This is a genomic window from Micromonospora sp. NBC_01699 (assembly GCF_036250065.1).
Lineage (GTDB): Bacteria > Actinomycetota > Actinomycetes > Mycobacteriales > Micromonosporaceae > Micromonospora_G.
In genome coordinates this window covers 5,731,570-5,747,878 of the sequence record NZ_CP109199.1, presented here as the reverse complement: position 1 = coordinate 5,747,878, position 16,309 = coordinate 5,731,570, and the positions used below count along the sequence as shown (strand labels likewise).

Annotated in this window: 18 protein-coding genes; 10 read left to right on the top strand and 8 right to left on the bottom strand. The window is 70.7% G+C overall.

Annotated elements, in window-relative coordinates; genetic code table 11:
- The first annotated feature begins 92 nt into the window (after positions 1-92).
- The gene (locus OG792_RS23190) at positions 93-782 is read left to right on the top strand and encodes a class I SAM-dependent methyltransferase (RefSeq protein WP_329102200.1); all 690 of its coding nucleotides are present in this window, start codon (positions 93-95) and stop codon (positions 780-782) included.
- Here the strand turns inward: OG792_RS23190 and OG792_RS23185 are convergent.
- Positions 748-1,401, bottom strand: a complete 654-nt coding sequence (locus OG792_RS23185; protein ID WP_329102198.1) for a YgjV family protein — start codon at positions 1,399-1,401, stop codon at positions 748-750. The genes OG792_RS23190 and OG792_RS23185 overlap by 35 nt on opposite strands.
- 199 nt (positions 1,402-1,600) lie before the next feature.
- Between OG792_RS23185 and OG792_RS23180 the strand changes: the two genes are divergently transcribed.
- Complete coding sequence (locus OG792_RS23180; RefSeq protein WP_329102196.1) at positions 1,601-1,852, top strand: hypothetical protein; 252 nt, start codon at positions 1,601-1,603, stop codon at positions 1,850-1,852.
- Complete coding sequence (locus OG792_RS23175) at positions 1,849-2,163, top strand: type II toxin-antitoxin system PemK/MazF family toxin (RefSeq protein WP_329102194.1); 315 nt, start codon at positions 1,849-1,851, stop codon at positions 2,161-2,163. The genes OG792_RS23180 and OG792_RS23175 overlap by 4 nt, the downstream gene beginning before the upstream one ends.
- A 78-nt stretch (positions 2,164-2,241) precedes the next feature.
- Here the strand turns inward: OG792_RS23175 and OG792_RS23170 are convergent, their stop codons facing one another.
- Positions 2,242-2,892 (bottom strand): MBL fold metallo-hydrolase, encoded by a 651-nt coding sequence (locus tag OG792_RS23170; protein WP_329102192.1) that lies wholly within the window; start codon positions 2,890-2,892, stop codon positions 2,242-2,244.
- A 9-nt stretch (positions 2,893-2,901) separates the two neighbouring features.
- Positions 2,902-3,618, bottom strand: coding sequence for a maleylpyruvate isomerase family mycothiol-dependent enzyme (locus OG792_RS23165; protein ID WP_329102190.1), 717 nt, complete (start codon positions 3,616-3,618; stop codon positions 2,902-2,904).
- A gap of 196 nt (positions 3,619-3,814) precedes the next feature.
- Between OG792_RS23165 and rsgA the strand changes: the two genes are divergently transcribed.
- From rsgA to OG792_RS34790, 5 genes are all read left to right on the top strand, one after another.
- Positions 3,815-4,867, top strand: coding sequence for a ribosome small subunit-dependent GTPase A (rsgA, locus tag OG792_RS23160; protein WP_329102189.1), 1,053 nt, complete (start codon positions 3,815-3,817; stop codon positions 4,865-4,867).
- A gap of 294 nt (positions 4,868-5,161) precedes the next feature.
- Entirely contained in the window at positions 5,162-8,224 is a 3,063-nt protein-coding gene (gene uvrA / locus OG792_RS23155) for an excinuclease ABC subunit UvrA (RefSeq protein WP_329102186.1), read from the top strand.
- Between the two features lie 101 nt (positions 8,225-8,325).
- Positions 8,326-8,793, top strand: coding sequence for a Rieske (2Fe-2S) protein (locus OG792_RS23150; protein ID WP_329102184.1), 468 nt, complete (start codon positions 8,326-8,328; stop codon positions 8,791-8,793).
- A 136-nt stretch (positions 8,794-8,929) separates the two neighbouring features.
- Positions 8,930-10,870 (top strand): excinuclease ABC subunit UvrC, encoded by a 1,941-nt coding sequence (uvrC, locus tag OG792_RS23145; RefSeq protein WP_329102181.1) that lies wholly within the window; start codon positions 8,930-8,932, stop codon positions 10,868-10,870.
- A 56-nt stretch (positions 10,871-10,926) separates the two neighbouring features.
- A complete protein-coding gene (locus tag OG792_RS34790) occupies positions 10,927-11,250 on the top strand; it encodes a helix-turn-helix domain-containing protein (RefSeq protein ID WP_442932294.1) in 324 nt (107 codons plus the stop codon).
- A 63-nt stretch (positions 11,251-11,313) separates the two neighbouring features.
- Here the strand turns inward: OG792_RS34790 and OG792_RS23140 are convergent, their stop codons facing one another.
- From OG792_RS23140 to OG792_RS23130, 3 genes are all read right to left on the bottom strand, one after another.
- On the bottom strand, positions 11,314-11,781 hold the full coding sequence (locus OG792_RS23140) for a hypothetical protein (protein WP_329102179.1): 468 nt from the start codon (positions 11,779-11,781) through the stop codon (positions 11,314-11,316).
- Positions 11,782-12,026: 245 nt separating this feature from the next.
- Positions 12,027-12,626: a YdeI/OmpD-associated family protein gene (locus OG792_RS23135; protein WP_329102178.1), complete on the bottom strand. Its 600-nt coding sequence runs from the start codon at positions 12,624-12,626 to the stop codon at positions 12,027-12,029.
- Positions 12,616-13,143, bottom strand: a complete 528-nt coding sequence (locus tag OG792_RS23130; RefSeq protein ID WP_329102175.1) for a MarR family winged helix-turn-helix transcriptional regulator — start codon at positions 13,141-13,143, stop codon at positions 12,616-12,618. The genes OG792_RS23135 and OG792_RS23130 overlap by 11 nt, the downstream gene beginning before the upstream one ends.
- A 69-nt stretch (positions 13,144-13,212) precedes the next feature.
- Here OG792_RS23130 and OG792_RS23125 point away from each other — a divergent pair, with 69 nt between their 5' ends.
- The gene (locus OG792_RS23125) at positions 13,213-14,502 is read left to right on the top strand and encodes an MFS transporter (protein ID WP_329102174.1); all 1,290 of its coding nucleotides are present in this window, start codon (positions 13,213-13,215) and stop codon (positions 14,500-14,502) included.
- 174 nt (positions 14,503-14,676) lie between these two features.
- On the opposite strand, the gene OG792_RS23120 is transcribed toward OG792_RS23125, so the two are convergent.
- Positions 14,677-15,018 carry a class I SAM-dependent methyltransferase gene (locus OG792_RS23120; RefSeq protein WP_329102171.1) on the bottom strand — a complete coding sequence of 114 codons (342 nt, stop codon included), beginning with the start codon at positions 15,016-15,018 and terminating at the stop codon, positions 14,677-14,679.
- A gap of 91 nt (positions 15,019-15,109) precedes the next feature.
- On the bottom strand, positions 15,110-15,631 hold the full coding sequence (locus OG792_RS23115; RefSeq protein WP_329102169.1) for a GNAT family N-acetyltransferase: 522 nt from the start codon (positions 15,629-15,631) through the stop codon (positions 15,110-15,112).
- A gap of 74 nt (positions 15,632-15,705) precedes the next feature.
- On the opposite strand from OG792_RS23115, the gene OG792_RS23110 reads away from it, so the two are divergent.
- Positions 15,706-16,296 (top strand): GNAT family N-acetyltransferase, encoded by a 591-nt coding sequence (locus OG792_RS23110; protein WP_329102167.1) that lies wholly within the window; start codon positions 15,706-15,708, stop codon positions 16,294-16,296.
- The last annotated feature ends 13 nt before the right edge of the window (positions 16,297-16,309 follow it).

The following is a 16,309-nucleotide window of genomic DNA, read 5'->3' as shown; positions in this document are numbered from 1 at the left end:
TCCGACCCGGTTGATGCGGCGCGAAGTCGCGGCTAGGCGACACCCGGCCGAAATCCGGCGCCCGAGGGCCCCGTCTGGGGCATGCTGGACCGGTGACGAGACGGACGGCGGGACCGCTAGCCGATCTCGAAACCAAGATCTCCGCGACCGGTGCCGATGGCCTGGACCGGCTCCGGCTGGTCGAGGTTCCGTTCGTGCCCGAGGTACGCCTGCACCTGGCCGAGGACGCCATCGTCTGGTGGGCCAGGATGGAGGCCGAGGCCGGGGCGGTGCTGGCGCCGCCGTACTGGGCGTCGGCGTGGCCGGGTGGGCAGGCCCTGGCCCGGTACGTGCTGGACCATCCCGAGGCGGTCACCGGTCTGCGCGTACTCGACCTGGCGGCCGGGTCCGGGCTCGCCGCGATCGCCGCCGGGCTGGCCGGGGCGGCGACGGTGATCGCCAACGACATCGACCCGTACGCGCTGGCTGTGATCGGGATGAACGCGCGGGCGAACGAGGTCGAGGTGGACCAGGCCGACGGCGATCTGCTCGACGGCGACGGCTTCGCGGCGGACCTGGTCCTGGCCGGTGACGTCTTCTACCGCCGGGCCCTGGCCGACCGGATGCTGCCGTTCCTGGAGCGGGCCGCCGCGCGGGGGGCCAGGGTGCTGGTCGGCGATCCCGGTCGGGTCTACCTACCGGCGGACCGGTTCCGGGTGCTGGCCAGCTACCACGGTTCGGCCAGCGACTCGGTCGAGGACGCGGAGATCAGTCGGATGGACGTGCTCCAGCTGCTGAGTTGACCGGTGGCAGGTCGAGGACCCACGAGTCGCCGTCGCGCCGGAAGCCGAGCCGGTCGTAGTACGGCGCCACCATCGCGGGCGGGCTGACCACCCGGCGGAAGCCCCGGTCGGTGAACAGCCGGCTGCGTCGGTAGACGAACTCGCCGGGGGTGAAGTCCCGGAACCGCTGGGTCACGTAGTCCAGCTCGATTCGGGCCACGCCGCTCTCCCGTCCGTCGACCAGGACCACGCCGACCACCTCGTCGGCGCGTACGACCAGGAAGGCCGTCCGGTCCGGCTCGGTGCCGTGCCACTCGAAGCCCGGGTTGAACCGGGCGATGTCGGCGCCGTGTACGCGCAGCGTGTGGGCCAGGAAGCCGTCGCCGGTGCCGACCTCGACCACCTCGTAGGTCCGCTCGTCGTGCCGGGTGGCGAGCATCCGGCGCAGGTACCAGATGTTGATCACCGCGATCACCACGTTCAGCCCGACCCCCGGCCAGACCTGTAGGGCGGCGTTGTAGCCGATCAGCACCAGGGAGCCGACCAGGTTCAGTGCGCGCAGCCGCAGTACCCGGGTCTGCAACAGGGACCAGACCAGCACTGCGGAGCCGAGCCAACCGATGATGTCCAGCCAATTCACCCGGCGAGGTTAGCCCCTGGTCGGCCGGGCTGCCCAAATTCGGACACCGATGGTGGGCTGGGAGCACCTGGTGCCGCCGGCCGTGGCCGGTTACCTGCGCCGGTCGGCGCTGTCGGGGCCGGAGCGCTGACACGCGCGAAGGTGCGGTCGTCCGGCGGAATGTACCGCCGGGCATACCACCACGAGTATGGTGCTCCGTATGGCAGACAAGGTCACGCTGAGTCTGAACCCCGACACACTCGCCCGCGCCCGCGCCGCCGCCGGCCAGGAGGGCATGTCGCTGTCCGCCTGGATCGACCGGGCCGCTCGTCGGGAGGCGATGCGCGACGCCGCCCGCCGGCAGGACGAGTGGCTGGCCGCCAACCCGGACGTACGCGATGAGCTCGACGGGTTCGACCGGCTCGCCGACAACCTCGAAGCGGGTTGGAATGACCTGGCCGAGGCGGCGTGAACCGCGGTGAGATCTGGACCGTGGGTGATCCCAGTCAGGTGCGCTACCGGGTGATCGTGCTCTCCGGTGACGCGCACAACGATCGGCCGAGCGCGTCGCCGTACTGCGCGCCGATCGTCCGCCAGCGCGGCTCTGCGGAACTGCCGCCGTTTGTCGTACCGCTGGCCGAGCCCGACCCGATGACCGGGGTGGTGGTGGTCAACCGGATGCGCCGGGTGCCGGCCGTCGCCGGTGTCGAGCGGGTCGGCATGGCCACCGGGGCGAGCATGTCCCGGATCGGCGAGGCGTTGAAGGACCTCTTCGAACTCTGACCGACGTCCCGCCCGGGGTGTCGGTCGGACGGCCGCCGAGTCGGACGGCCGACCGAGTGCCCGGTACGGGTGGCCGGACTACCAGCCGCGGGCCCGCCACTCCCCGAGCGACGGGCGCTCCGCGCCGAGGGTCGAGTCGCGGCCGTGACCGGGGTAGAACCAGGTTTCGTCCGGCAGCCGGTCGAAGACCTTGCTCTCCAGGTCGTTCATGATGCTGTCGAAATGTGCCGGATCGGTCGTTTTGCCTGGTCCACCGGGAAACAAACTGTCGCCGGTGAACAGGTGCGGGACGCCGGCCGGATCGCTGTAGAGCAGCGCGATCGAGCCCGGCGTGTGTCCGACCAGGTGGATCACCTCCAGCGCGCAGCCACCGACCCGTACGGTGTCGCCGTCGACCAGCGTCTCCGAGTCGATCGGCAGGCCCTCGGCGTCGGCGGTGTGGGCCAGGCTGATCGCGCCGGTGGCCGCCACCACCTCCTCCAACGCCACCCAGTGGTCCATGTGCCGGTGCGTGGTGATCACGTGGCTGAGCCCGGTCTCGCCGGCCAGCTCCAGCAGCCGGGGCGCCTCGTTGGCCGCGTCGATCAGCACCTGGTCGCCGGTGGAGCGGCAGCGGACCAGGTAGGCGTTGTTCTCCATCGGCCCGACCGACACCTTGGTGATGGTGAGATCGTCCAGGTCGCGTACGTCGGGCGCGCCCCCGGGCGAGACATCTCCGCGGTAACTCATCTCGTACCTCTACATCCAGTCCGGTGGGGTGGGCAAGGGGCCGCTCGGGGTGACGGTGAGCCCGGCACCGGTGGACCGGCCGATCAGCCAGCCGGCGAGCAGGTGCGCCGGGCCGGCGACGGTGGGTCCGGCATCGGCCGGGCCGACGGTCAGGGTGCGGCCGGCGTCGGTCGGCTCCAGCACCAGCGGCGGTACGTCGTCGCGGCCGGCCAGGTCGCCGGCCGCCTCGTTGAGCAGCCGCTGGGCGAAGCCCTCGGGCCAGTCGACCGGCTCGTAGCCGACGGCGAGGTCGACGTGGTGCACCTCAAGCTCACGCAGCCGGGTCCAGACCAGCACCGCCGCCACCCGGTCACCGCGGTGCGACCGCACCACCGCCGCCCAGGCGTCCACGGGCATCGCGGCAACCGCCTCGGCGAACCGCTTGGCGCCGGCGCGCAGGTCGTCCAGCTGCTCCGCGATCGGGCGGCCGGCGCCCGCGTCGATGTCGGCGTTGCGGGCCTGCACGCTGGCGTACGGCGGGATGTTGCGGCCGGTCCGGGCACCGGTGAGCAGGTTCACCAGCGCGTCGGCGCTGCGGGCGAGGTGGGTCAACACATGCCCGCGGCTCCAGCCGGGCAGTCGCGACGGTTCGGCCAGGGTGGTTTGGTCGAGCGTGCCGGCGGTACGGAGCAGCCGCTCCGTGGCGCGGTCCACCTCGGCGATCAGAACCAGGGGGTCAACGGTCACATTCCGACCCTAGCCGTCCCGGCCCCGCCGGTGGTCATCGGCGGGCCGTACCCGGAAATGGCTTTCGGTGGATCGTCGGCAGCCCTTACCGTTCGAGGTGAACGCGTCACCCGGGAGTCGGAGGGGAGGTGGGGACCATGCCGGTCGTCGTGCGCGTCTCCCGCATCCCTGTTCACCACTTCTGACGAGGGCTGACATGAGGTTCGATCTCGCGTCCCTGGGCTGGGACGCCGCGCTGGGCAGCGCGTATTCCAGGCACGACCTGCGTCCGGGCCGGGTGGTCCGGGTGGATCGCGGGGTGTGCGTCGTACTCTGCGCCGACGGGACGTACCGGGCCAGTCTGGCCGGGGCGATCCTGGCCGGTGCCGCCGCCGATCCGGCCCGCCTGCCGTGTGCCGGTGACTGGGTGCTGGTTCGGGTCTGGCCGGATGACCGGGTCACCGCCGAGGTGGTGCTGCCCCGGCGTACGGCGATCGTGCGCCGGACCGCCGGCAAGGCCGCCACCGGTCAGGTGCTGGCCGCCAACCTCGACGCCGCCGCGGTGGTCGAGCCGATGCACCCGACGCCGGACATGGCGCGGATCGAACGGATGCTCGCCCTGGCCTGGGCGTCCGGCGCCGAGCCGCTGGTGGTGCTGACCAAGTGTGACCTGGTGCCCGATCCGGCGGCGGTGGCCGCCCAGGTGGCCGAGGTGGCGCCCGGCGTACCGGTGCTGGCGGTGAGCGCGCAGACCGGCGCCGGGCTGGCGCAGCTGCGGCCACGGGTCGCCGCCGGCCTTACGCTGGCGCTGCTCGGCCCGTCCGGTGCGGGCAAGTCGACGCTGGTCAACGCGCTGGCGGGGGCGCCCGTGATGGTCACCCAGGGGATCCGGGGGGTGGACGGCAAGGGCCGGCACACCACCACGTACCGGGCGTTGATCCCGATTCCCGGCGGGGGAGCGGTGCTGGACACGCCGGGGATCCGCGCGGTGGGGCTGCTCGACGCGGCCGGTGGCCTGGACCACGCCTTCGTCGACGTGGCGGAGCTGGCCGCTGCCTGCCGGTTCGACGACTGCGCGCACCGGGTCGAGCCCGGCTGCGCGGTCCGGGCCGCGCTGGAGGACGGCGGGCTCAGCCCGCGCCGCTGGGAGAGCTGGTGCAAGCTGCAACGCGAGGTGGCGTTCGAGACCCGGCGCCGGGACGCCCGGCTGGCGGCCGAGGCGCGCGGCGGGCGGCGGCGCGGCCGGACGGATCGGCGGATCCGGCCGTAGGCTGAGGGCTCGGCCCGGCCCGGTCGGTGCCGGGCCGGACCCGGGCAGCCCACCCCGTTGAGCAGGGCGGATGGGCGGCCGGGAGAAAGTGTCGTACCCCGGGGCTAAAGTTGCCGAGGCGCATTCTTGGCGTCTGCACGGCCAGCGAACCTCGGCGGCAAGATCGCCGAAACGGTGTGTTGCTGCCGAAGCTGGGCAGAACCACAGAAGCTCGACATAACAGAACTTTTTAGTCGCAGTAACCTGTCCCGAACGGACGGGTTCTCGCTTTCTTCTCCCGGGAGTACACGGACAGTGGCCGACCGCATGATCATCCGCGGCGCGCGCGAGCACAACCTGCGTGACGTCAGTCTCGACCTGCCGCGGGACGCAATGATCGTCTTTACCGGGCTCTCCGGCTCGGGCAAGTCGAGCCTGGCCTTCGACACGATCTTCGCCGAGGGCCAGCGGCGCTACGTGGAGTCGCTGTCGTCGTACGCCCGGCAGTTCCTCGGCCAGATGGATAAACCGGACGTCGACTTCATCGAGGGGCTCAGCCCGGCGGTGTCGATCGACCAGAAGTCCACCTCGCGCAACCCCCGGTCGACCGTGGGCACGATCACCGAGGTCTACGACTACCTGCGCCTGCTCTACGCCCGCGTCGGCGAACCGCACTGCCCGGTCTGCGGCGAACGGATCTCCAAGCAGAGCCCGCAGCAGATCGTCGACCGGGTGCTCGCCATGAAGGAGGGCACCAAGTTCATGGTGCTCGCCCCGGTGATCCGCGGCCGAAAGGGCGAGTATCTCGACCTCTTCGCCGAACTCCAGGGCAAGGGGTACGCGCGAGCCCGGGTCGACGGCACCGTCTACCCGCTCACCGAGTTCATCGGCGAGGCACCGGCGACCAAGCTGAAGAAGCAGGAGAAGCACACCATCGAGGTGGTGGTCGACCGGCTCGCCGTCAAGGGCTCGGCCAAGCAGCGGCTGACCGACTCGGTGGAGTCCGCGCTGGGGCTCTCCGGCGGGCTGGTCCTGCTCGACTTCGTCGACCTGGCCGAGGACGACCCGGACCGGGAGCGGCGCTACTCCGAGCACCTGGCCTGCCCCAACGACCACCCGCTCGCGATCGAGGACCTGGAACCTCGGGTCTTCTCCTTCAACGCCCCGTACGGCGCCTGCCCCGAGTGCACCGGTCTGGGCACGAAGAAGGAGGTCGACCCGGAGCTGCTGGTGCCGGATCCGGAGCGGACCCTGCGCCAGGGCGCGATCCAGCCCTGGGCCTCCGGCCAGACGCTCGAATACTTCCTGCACCTGCTGGAGGCGCTGGGCGAGTCGGAGCACTTCGACCTCGACACCCCGTGGCGCAAGCTGCCCTCGCGGGCGCAGAAGACGATCCTGCACGGCACCGGTGACCAGGTGCACGTGCGTTACCGCAACAAGTACGGCCGCGAGCGCTCCTACTACACCGGCTTCGAGGGTGTGGTGCAGTGGATCGAGCGTCGGCACACCGACACCGAGTCGGACTGGTCCCGGGACAAGTACGAGGGCTACATGCGCGACGTGCCCTGTGCCGCCTGCGGTGGCGCCCGGCTGAAGCCGGAGGTGCTCGCGGTCACCCTGGGCGGCCGGAGCATCGCCGAGATCTGCGCCCTGTCGGTGGGCGAGTGCGCCGACCTGCTGGCCGTACTGACGTTGACCGACCGGCAGAAGATGATCGCCGAGCGGGTGCTCAAGGAGATCAACGCCCGGCTGCGCTTCCTGGTCGACGTCGGGCTGGACTACCTCTCCCTGGACCGCCCGGCCGGCACCCTCTCCGGCGGCGAGGCGCAGCGCATCCGGCTGGCCACCCAGATCGGCTCCGGCCTGGTCGGCGTGCTGTACGTGCTGGACGAGCCGTCGATCGGCCTGCACCAGCGGGACAACCACCGGCTGATCGAGACCCTGGTCCGGCTGAAGAACCTGGGCAACACGCTGATCGTGGTCGAGCACGACGAGGACACCATCCGGGTCGCCGACTGGATCGTCGACATCGGGCCGGGCGCGGGCGAGCACGGCGGCCGGATCGTGCACAGCGGGTCCGTGCAGGACCTGTTCGACAACCCCGAGTCGATCACCGGCGCCTACCTCTCCGGTCGGCGGAAGATCCCCACCCCGAAGCAGCGCCGGCCGCAGACACCCGATCGGGAACTGGTCGTACACGGCGCCCGTGAGCACAACCTGCGCAACCTGACCGTGCCGTTCCCGCTCGGTCAGCTCACCGCCGTCACCGGGGTCAGCGGCTCGGGCAAGTCGACCCTGGTCAACGACATCCTGTACGCGGTACTGGCGAACCAGATCAACGGGGCCAGGATGGTGCCGGGCCGGCACACCCGGGTCTCCGGGCTGGAGCACGTGGACAAGGTCGTCGGGGTGGACCAGTCGCCGATCGGCCGTACGCCCCGGTCGAACCCGGCGACGTACACCGGGGTCTGGGACCACGTCCGCAAGCTGTTCGCCGAGACCACCGAGGCGAAGGTGCGCGGCTACGGTCCGGGCCGGTTCTCGTTCAACGTCAAGGGCGGGCGCTGCGAGGCGTGCAGCGGCGACGGCACGATCAAGATCGAGATGAACTTCCTGCCGGACGTCTACGTGCCGTGCGAGGTCTGCAAGGGGGCCAGGTACAACCGGGAGACCCTGGAGGTGCACTACAAGGGACGTACCGTCGCCGACATCCTCCAGATGCCGATCGAGGAGGCGGCCGACTTCTTCTCGGCCATCCCGGCGATCCACCGGCACCTGAAGACGCTGGTCGACGTCGGGCTCGGTTACGTCCGGCTGGGCCAGTCGGCGCCGACCCTGTCCGGTGGCGAGGCGCAGCGCGTCAAGCTCGCCTCCGAGCTGCAAAAACGCTCCACCGGGCGGACCGTTTACGTGCTCGACGAGCCGACCACCGGCCTACACTTCGAGGACATCCGCAAGCTGCTCGGCGTACTGGAGAGCCTGGTCGACAAGGGCAACACGGTGATCGTGATCGAACACAACCTGGACGTGATCAAGACCGCCGACTGGTTGATCGACATGGGCCCGGAGGGTGGCCACCGGGGCGGCCTGGTGCTCGCCACCGGCTCCCCGGAGGAGTTGGCCGAGGTGCCGACGAGTCACACCGGTCAGTTCCTGCGTCCGGTGCTCGGGCTCAAGGGGGCGGCGAAGGGCTCGGACGCGGCGACCGCGCGGGCGGACCGGGCCAACGGTTCCGCCGCGAAGCCGAAGGCGGCGGCCGCCAAGACGGCGGCGGCGAAGACCACGGCGGCGAAGACCGGCGCGGCCGCGGGCAAGACCACCGCCGCCAAGACCGGTACGCCGACGGCTCGCGGGCGGCGGGCCGCGTCCGCCGTCTGAATCGTGCCCAACTGAACCAATGCCGGCGATCTTGCGTGTCTACTGTCGTGGCCGCGGCACCAGTCCGTCGCGGTCGCCACAGTCGAGAGGAAAGGCTAGGCATGAGTGACGACCAGATCGTGACCGGTCAGGTGCAGACCCGCCGCGCCCTGCTGTTGGGTGCGGGTGCCGTCGGCGCGACCGTGGTACTCGCCGCCTGCGGCACCGACAACTCCACCGATGATTCGACCGGGCCGGCCGCGCCGCCCGCCAGCGGCGAGGCGGCGGAGCCCAACACCGGAGCCGACGTGCTGACCAAGACCGGTGAGGTCCCGGTCGGCGGTGGGCTGATCTTCGCGGCCAAGGACGTGGTGGTGACCCAGCCGAGCCAGGGCGAGTTCAAGGCGTTCGGCGCTATCTGCACCCACCAGAACTGCCCGGTGACCAACGTCGATGGCGGCACGATCAACTGCTCCTGCCACGGCAGCAAGTTCTCCATCACCGACGGTTCGGTGAAGTCCGGACCGGCCACCCGGCCGCTGCCGGCCAAGGAAGTCAAGGTCGACGGCGAGAACATCACCCTCGCCTGATCCACCGGCCGGCCCGGCGCGGAGCACACCGCGCCGGGCCCGGATCCGGGCCACCCGCTGGACCTCGGCCGAGTCCCGCTCCGGCCCCGGTTGGGCTCGGCCGGGAATGACAGGGGTGCGGACTAGGCTTGCTGGCGTGGCTGACCCCTCGACCTACCGTCCCGCCCCGGGCACGATCCCGGAGGCTCCGGGGGTTTACCGCTTCCGCGACCCGACCGGCCGGGTGATCTACGTCGGCAAGGCGAAAAGCCTGCGCAGCCGGCTCAACTCCTACTTCGGCGACACCTGGAACCTGCACCAGCGCACCCAGCAGATGGTCACCACCGCCGCCTCCGTCGACTGGGTCACCGTCGGCACCGAGGTCGAGGCGCTCCAGCTCGAATACTCCTGGATCAAGCAGTACGACCCCCGGTTCAACGTCCGCTACCGGGACGACAAGTCGTACCCGTACCTGGCGGTGACGCTGGACGAGGAGTATCCGAGACTCCAGGTGATGCGCGGCGCCAAGCGCAAGGGGGTGCGCTACTTCGGCCCGTACTCGCACGCCTGGGCGATCCGCGAGACGCTCGACCTGCTGTTGCGCGTCTTCCCGTCGCGTACCTGCTCCGCCGGGGTGTTCAAGCGGGCCGGCCAGATCGGTCGGCCGTGCCTGCTCGGCGACATCGGCAAGTGCTCGGCGCCCTGCGTGGGCCGGGTCTCCGCCGACGAGCACCGGCAGATAGTGGACAACTTCTGCGACTTCATGGCCGGTAAGACCGACGGCATGGTCCGCCGCCTCGAACGGGAGATGCTCGACGCCAGCGAGCAACTGGAGTTCGAGCTGGCCGCGCGGCTGCGCGACGACGTCGCCGCGCTGCGCCGGGCGATGGAGAAGCAGACCGTGGTGCTCGGCGACGGCACCGACGCCGACGTGGTCGCGTTCGCCGAGGACCCCCTGGAGGCGGCCGTGCAGGTCTTCCACGTCCGCGACGGCCGGGTTCGCGGCCAGCGCGGCTGGGTGGTCGAGAAGGTCGAGGACCTGACCACCGGTGACCTGGTGCACCACTTCTGCACCCAGGTCTACGGCGGCGAGCAGGGCGAGTCCGACGTGCCCCGCGAGCTGCTGGTGCCGGCGCTGCCGCCGGACGCCGACGCGCTCGCCGACTGGCTGTCGGACAAGCGGGGGAGCCGGGTGAGCCTGCGGGTGCCGCAGCGCGGCGACAAGCGGTCGCTGCTGGAGACGGTCGGGCGCAACGCGGGCGAGGCGTTGACCCGGCACAAGCTGCGCCGCTCCGGCGATCTGACCACCCGCAGCAAGGCCCTGGACGAGATCACCGAGGCGCTCGGGCTGCGTACGTCACCGCTGCGGATCGAGTGTTACGACATCTCCCAGATCCAGGGCACCGACGTCGTCGCCAGCATGGTCGTCTTCGAGGACGGGCTGCCCCGCAAGAGCGAATATCGCCGGTTCGTGGTCCGCGGCGCCACCGACGACCTGTCCGCCATGTCCGAGGTGCTGCGGCGGCGGTTCGCCCGCTACCTGGAGGCTCGGGCGGAGACCGGTGAGCTGGGCGAGGAGACCACCCTCGACCCGGACCGCCCCGGCATCGATCCGACCACCGGGCGGCCGCGCCGGTTCGCGTACCCGCCGCAGTTGGTGGTGGTCGACGGTGGTCAGCCGCAGGTGGCGGCGGCCTCGGCGGCGCTGGCCGAGTTGGGCATAGACGACATCGCGCTCTGCGGCCTGGCCAAGCGGCTGGAGGAGGTATGGCTGCCCGACGACGAGTTCCCGGTCATCCTGCCGCGCACCTCCGAGGGCCTCTACCTGCTGCAACGCGTACGCGACGAGGCGCACCGGTTCGCCATCGCGTTCCACCGGGAGCGGCGGTCGAAACGGATGATCGTCTCCGGCCTGGACAACGTGCCCGGCCTCGGCGAGGTACGCCGCAAGGCGCTGCTGCGGCACTTCGGCTCGGTCAAGCGGCTCGCCGCCGCCGGAGTGGACGAGATCGTCGAGGTGCCCGGCATCGGGCGTCGCACCGCCGAGGCGATCATCGCCGCGCTGAACCCGGACCGTACGCCGGCCCCACCGACCTGAGTCGCGCCCCGGCATCTCTCCGAGATCCACCGTGCCCGATCTCGTGTCGGCGCTGTTTGCCAACGTACTCGACGCGGAGAGCAGTTTTTCGGCGGAGTCCCGCCGGCGAACCCTCGCCCTGCGTATTCAAGACCAGCTACCTGCACCGACTCTTTCAGGAGGAGCAGCTCACGGTCTCGGCGTGGATTCGCCACCAGCGCATGAAACGGGTCCGCCTGGACCTGGCCGATCCCACCCAGCGCGCCGCTCCCATCCATCGGGTCGCGGCGCGCTGGGGGTTCATCGACCAGGCGGCGTTCCGTCGCGCCTTCCGTCGCGCCTTCCGTCACGCCTACGGTCTTTCGTCGAGGGACTATCGGCATCAGGCACTGCGCCTCTGACGGGTCGCGAGGTCAACAGCCGGACTGGGCGAATGTCTCCGGCACACCCGCCCAGCGCGCTGGCTAGCTGCAATAGACCGGCCCGATCTCCGCTCTCGAACTCCGATAGATGACCTGGATCAGGATGCAACCCCCGGCCGTGCCGGTGACCCGTACCGGGCCGGCGTAGTACTGGAAATTGCCGGAATCGGTGTCGACCGCCGTGGGGTTGCAAGCAGCGTTCGGGTTGCCCGTGGCGCACCGGTAGAGTGCGATGCCGAGCGGTTCTGCCGTGGTTCGGTTGACGTTCTTCTGTGCCCACGCACAATTGGTCCCGCCATTGGCGCTGCTGTAGTAGACGAACACGGAGACCTGGCCACTGAATACGTCGAAGTGCGGGAGTTCGCCGGCGCCGCAACTCGGCTGAGGGTTGAGTTTGCTGTGTGCGGCTGCCGGAGCGGTGGTCATGGCGAGGGTTGCCGCCAGTGCGATGGCGACGAGGGTTGTGCCGGCGAGAAATCGTCTCGCGAGTCGGTGCACTGGTTGGATCATGCCACTTTCCTTCCTGGATCGTGACCCGGCGCTGTTGCCGGGCATCGGTCGGCCGATCGGGAGGATTTCCGATTACGACCGGCTCGATTCAACGATGCCGAAGCGTTGGAAGAATGTCGTTGGCAATGGGTCCACAGTCTCTTGTCAATGCGTCTACGACTCCGTGGTCGCAGGTGCCGCCGGCCCTCGTGCAGAATCCACGGATATCAGGGGCCGAATCCGATATGCCCGGCTCGCCGGTCGGCTCAGTCTTCCAGGCGGCGTTTCTGCGGGTAGACCGTCTCGCCTCGGGTGAGCATCTCGACGAACTGGGCGATCCGGCGAGCCCGCGTCTCGGCCCGTTTGGCGTTGCCGACCCGGTAGATCACGGCGAAACGGTTCTGCTTGGTGAGGATCTCGAACATCGCCCGTGCCCGTGGCTCGGCATCCAGCGCGGCGGCCAGGTCGGCCGGGACCTCGGCGGTGGCCGGTCCGGCGTACGCGGCGTCCCAGCGACCGTCGGCCTTGGCCCGCTCGATCTCGGCGTGTCCGCCGGAACGCATCCGGCCCGTCGCGATCAGGTCGGCGACGAGGGTGACGTTCCGCGCCGACCACGGACTGGTCGACCGGCGCGGAGTGAAGCGCTGGTGGTACGTCGTCTCGTCGCGACGACGTGCCTGGCTGTCGATCCAGCCGTGGCAGAGCGCCTCCTCCAGCGCCTGGGCGTAGGTGAGGCTGGTGGGGTCGGTGCTGCCCTGCTTGGCCAGCAGCAGCCAGACCCCGTCCGAGTCGCCGTGGTGCGCGTCGAGCCATTCCCGCCACGCGTCCTGGTCGGTGACGGTCAGTTCGGGCTGCTCAGCGCTCATGGTCGGCTCCTCGGTCCGGGGCGGGGTGGGGTTGTTCGGCGACGAGCATGACTCGGCGCAGGAGGTCGGCCAGGGTCCGGCGCTCGGCCGGTTCGAGGGCGTCGAGCAGTCGGTGGTCCTCGTGGCCGAGCACCTCCATCGCCCCGAGCCAGGCGGCATGGCCGTCCTCGGTGAGCTGGATGTCCACCCGGCGACGGTCGACGGCCGACGGGATCCGGCGGACGAAGCCGCGCCGCTCCAGCGCGTCGAGTCGGGCGGTCACCGAGGGCGGGGCCAGGCCGAGGTCGGCGGCGAGTTCGGACGGGGTGGCCCGGCTGCGGCGGCCGGCCAGGGCGTGCAGGGTGTCGAACTCGTGCCGCTGGAAGTCGAAGTCGACCAGGTAGCGCTCCTTGACTCGGCGCAGGTGCCGGGCCAGCCGGGCCGCGCGGGTGACCACGCCCTCGACGTCCGGGTCGAGACCGGGCAGGACCGGCATCCACCGGTCGACGTGGTCGTCGGTCCAGTCGCGCTGTTCCATCGCCGTACTCTACGTCACCATCAAATTATTCGTTGACGAAAGATTCGACGTCGAACTAAATTTTCGACCGTGAACCATCCCCTCCGGCTCCGTGCCTTCCGGCTGCTCTTCGTCGGCCGTACGCTCTCCGCGCTCGGCGACGCCGTGGTGCCCGCGGCGCTCGCGCTCGCCGTACTCCGGGTCACCGGCTCGACCTCGGCGCTGGCCCTCGTCCTCGGCTGCGCCCTGGTCCCCAAGCTGCTGTTCCTGCCGCTCGGCGGCGTGGTCGCCGACCGGTTCGACGCCCGCCGGGTGGCGCTGACCACCGACCTCGTCCGCGGCGCCGCCCAGCTGTTCGTCGGCCTCGAACTGCTCGGCGCCGACCCGACGCTGACCCACATCGCCGCCGCCTCGGCGGTCACCGGCGTCGCCTCCGCGTTCGCCATGCCGACGGCGTCGCCGCTGGTCGCCGGTACCGTCGACGGTCCCGCCCGGCAACAGGCCAACGCCCTGATGGGGGTCGCGTCCAGCGCCACCCGTCTGGGTGGGCCGGCGCTCGCCGGGCTGCTGATCTGGACCGCCGGACCGGGCTGGGCCTTCATCCTCGACGGCGCGTCGTTTGCCGCCAGCGCCGCGCTGCTCACGATGATCCGGGTACGCCGCACCCCGATCGAACGCCGGTCACTCCGCGCCGACCTGGCCGAAGGCTGGACCGAGGTACGGTCCCGCGACTGGTACTGGACCAGCCTGCTCGCCCACGCGGCCTGGAACGGTGGCGCGGCGGTCCTGGTCACCCTCGGCCCGGCGGTGGCGGTCGACCAACTCGGCGGCGAGGGCGTCTGGGTGCTGATGCTGGAGGCGGGAGCGGTCGGGCTCCTGCTCGGCTCGCTGCTCGCCGGCCGGGCCCGGCTGCGCCGGCCGATCCTGGTGGCGAACGTCGGCCTGGCCACGTACGCGATCCCGCTGGTCCTGCTCGCGGTCGCCGCCCCCGCACCGGCCATCATCGTCTCGTACGGGCTCGCGCTGGCCGCGCTCGGCTTCCTCAACCCGGTCTGGGAAACCGTGGTCCAGACCGAGATGCCGCCGCACGCCCTGGCCCGGGTCACCTCCTACGACTGGCTGCTCTCGCTCGCCGCGATGCCGGTCGGCTACGCCCTCGCCCCGCTCGGCGCCAGCCTGTGGTCGGCCGAGACACCCCTGGTGGCGGCCGCGGTCATCGTCGCGCTCGCCTGCCTCGGCACCGCCGCCGTCCCCGGCGTACGCCGGATCGGTAACCCGCCGTCGAAGGCCGCCGCCAGCCCGACGACGACGGCTGTGCCCCAGCCCGACCCGGAGCGCTCGCCGGACCAGGATCCGGTCGCCGCCGGCCGAGACATATGACGCGTCGAACCTCTACATCGAATTTCGTGTAGCCACACACTCAGGTGTGTACGAGACGACGGCTTCATCGCCCGACCGGGCAATCGGTGAGACGGCGTGCGGTGAAACGCTGGATCCACACATCGTCGCGGATCCGGTACGAGGTCTCGGCGGTGAGCAGCCCACCGGCGATGTTCAGAACATCCAGGCGCCCGATGACGGGGCCGAGAGGTGGCCCCGACCCGAAGGGCGTCGAACCACTCCGGTGGGTGCCACTGTGCCACCAGTTGACCGTCGGTGAGCGAGCATGGTCGCCGATTCGTCAACGCCAACCACCCGATGACCAAGCTCGGCGAGCGGGTTGCTGAGCCGTCCGGTTCCGCAGCCGAGTTCCAGGATTCGCGTACCCGGTGGAACCGCGCGGTGGATGACTTCCGGCTCACCGTTCGGGGGCAGTTGCGCGTAGACGTTGACGGCGCAGCCATCGGGAGTGATCGGTCCCGGCCCGGCGCCGTAGCTGGTCCGCTCGGTCGTCATCGGAGGAAGGCTGCCATATCGTTGTCGTTGTGGCTGCCCGTGCACGGGACCACCCGGCGAGGACGGTACGAGGGGCCGACCGTTCTGAGGATCAGTCGGGTGAGGGCGCCAGCAACTGGTAGATCGCGTGGTCCTGCCATGATCCGGCGATCTTGAGGTAGTTCGGGGCGACGCCGAAGCGGACGAACCCGGCGCGTTCCAACACCCGCTGCGAAGCGGCGTTGTGCAGCAGGACGGAAGCCTCGATCCGGTGCAGCCCCAACTCCTCGAAGGCGACCCCGATGATGGTGCGTACGGCGGCGCTCGCGACGCCCCGGCCGTTGTCGGCGGCGCCGACCCAGTAGCCGAGGCTGCACGACTGGAACGGGCCCCGCACGATCGTGTTGAGGGTGATCCGACCGACCACCCGCCCCGAGTCGAGGATCACGTGCGGAAGGGCGGCGCCTCGCTGGTGTTGTTCGAGCACGGTTTCGATCACCGGGCGGTGGCCCTCGACGGTGAAGTAGTCCTCGTCCCGGATCGGCTCCCACGGGGCGAGGAAGTCACGGTTGACCCGTGCCAGTTCGGCCAGGACCGGGACGTCGTCGAGCTGGACGAGTCGGGTGGTGATCACCTGGAGATGATCTCAGATCGGGGCGCCCGACCGGGACGCGGACCGGCTGAGCCGTGACCTGGCAGGATGGTCCGGTGCCCGTCCTCTCACAACCCGCTCTGCATCCCGTCTACCCCGTCCGGACCCCACGGCTGTTGCTGCGCCCGCTCACCGCGAGCGACGTCGACGCGTTGCTCGCGTACCGGAGCCGGCCCGATGTCTGCCGGTACGTGCCGTTCGAACCGATGACCCGCGAGGCGGTGAACGAGCGGCTGGCCACCCTGTGGGCGAACCACGGGCTCACCGACGAGGGGCAGGCCCTGACCCTCGGCATCGAGATCGCCGGGACCGGTCGACTGATCGGCGACGCGGTTCTCTTCTGGCACAGCCGACTGCACGGCGCCGGCGAGATCGGCTACGTCCTGCACCCGGACCACACCGGTCACGGCTACGCCACCGAGGCGGCGAGCGCCCTGCTGGGCCTGGGCTTCGAGCAACTCGGGCTGCACCGCATAGTCGCCCGGATAGACGAACGCAACGAACCGTCGGCGCAGGTCGCGCGACGGTTGGGGATGCGGCAGGAGGCCCGACTCGTACACAACGAGCTCTTCAAGGGGGAATGGAGCACGGAACTCGACTTCGCGATGCTCGCCGAGGAGTGGACCGCCTACCACGGCACCAACTAGGACAACCAACCGC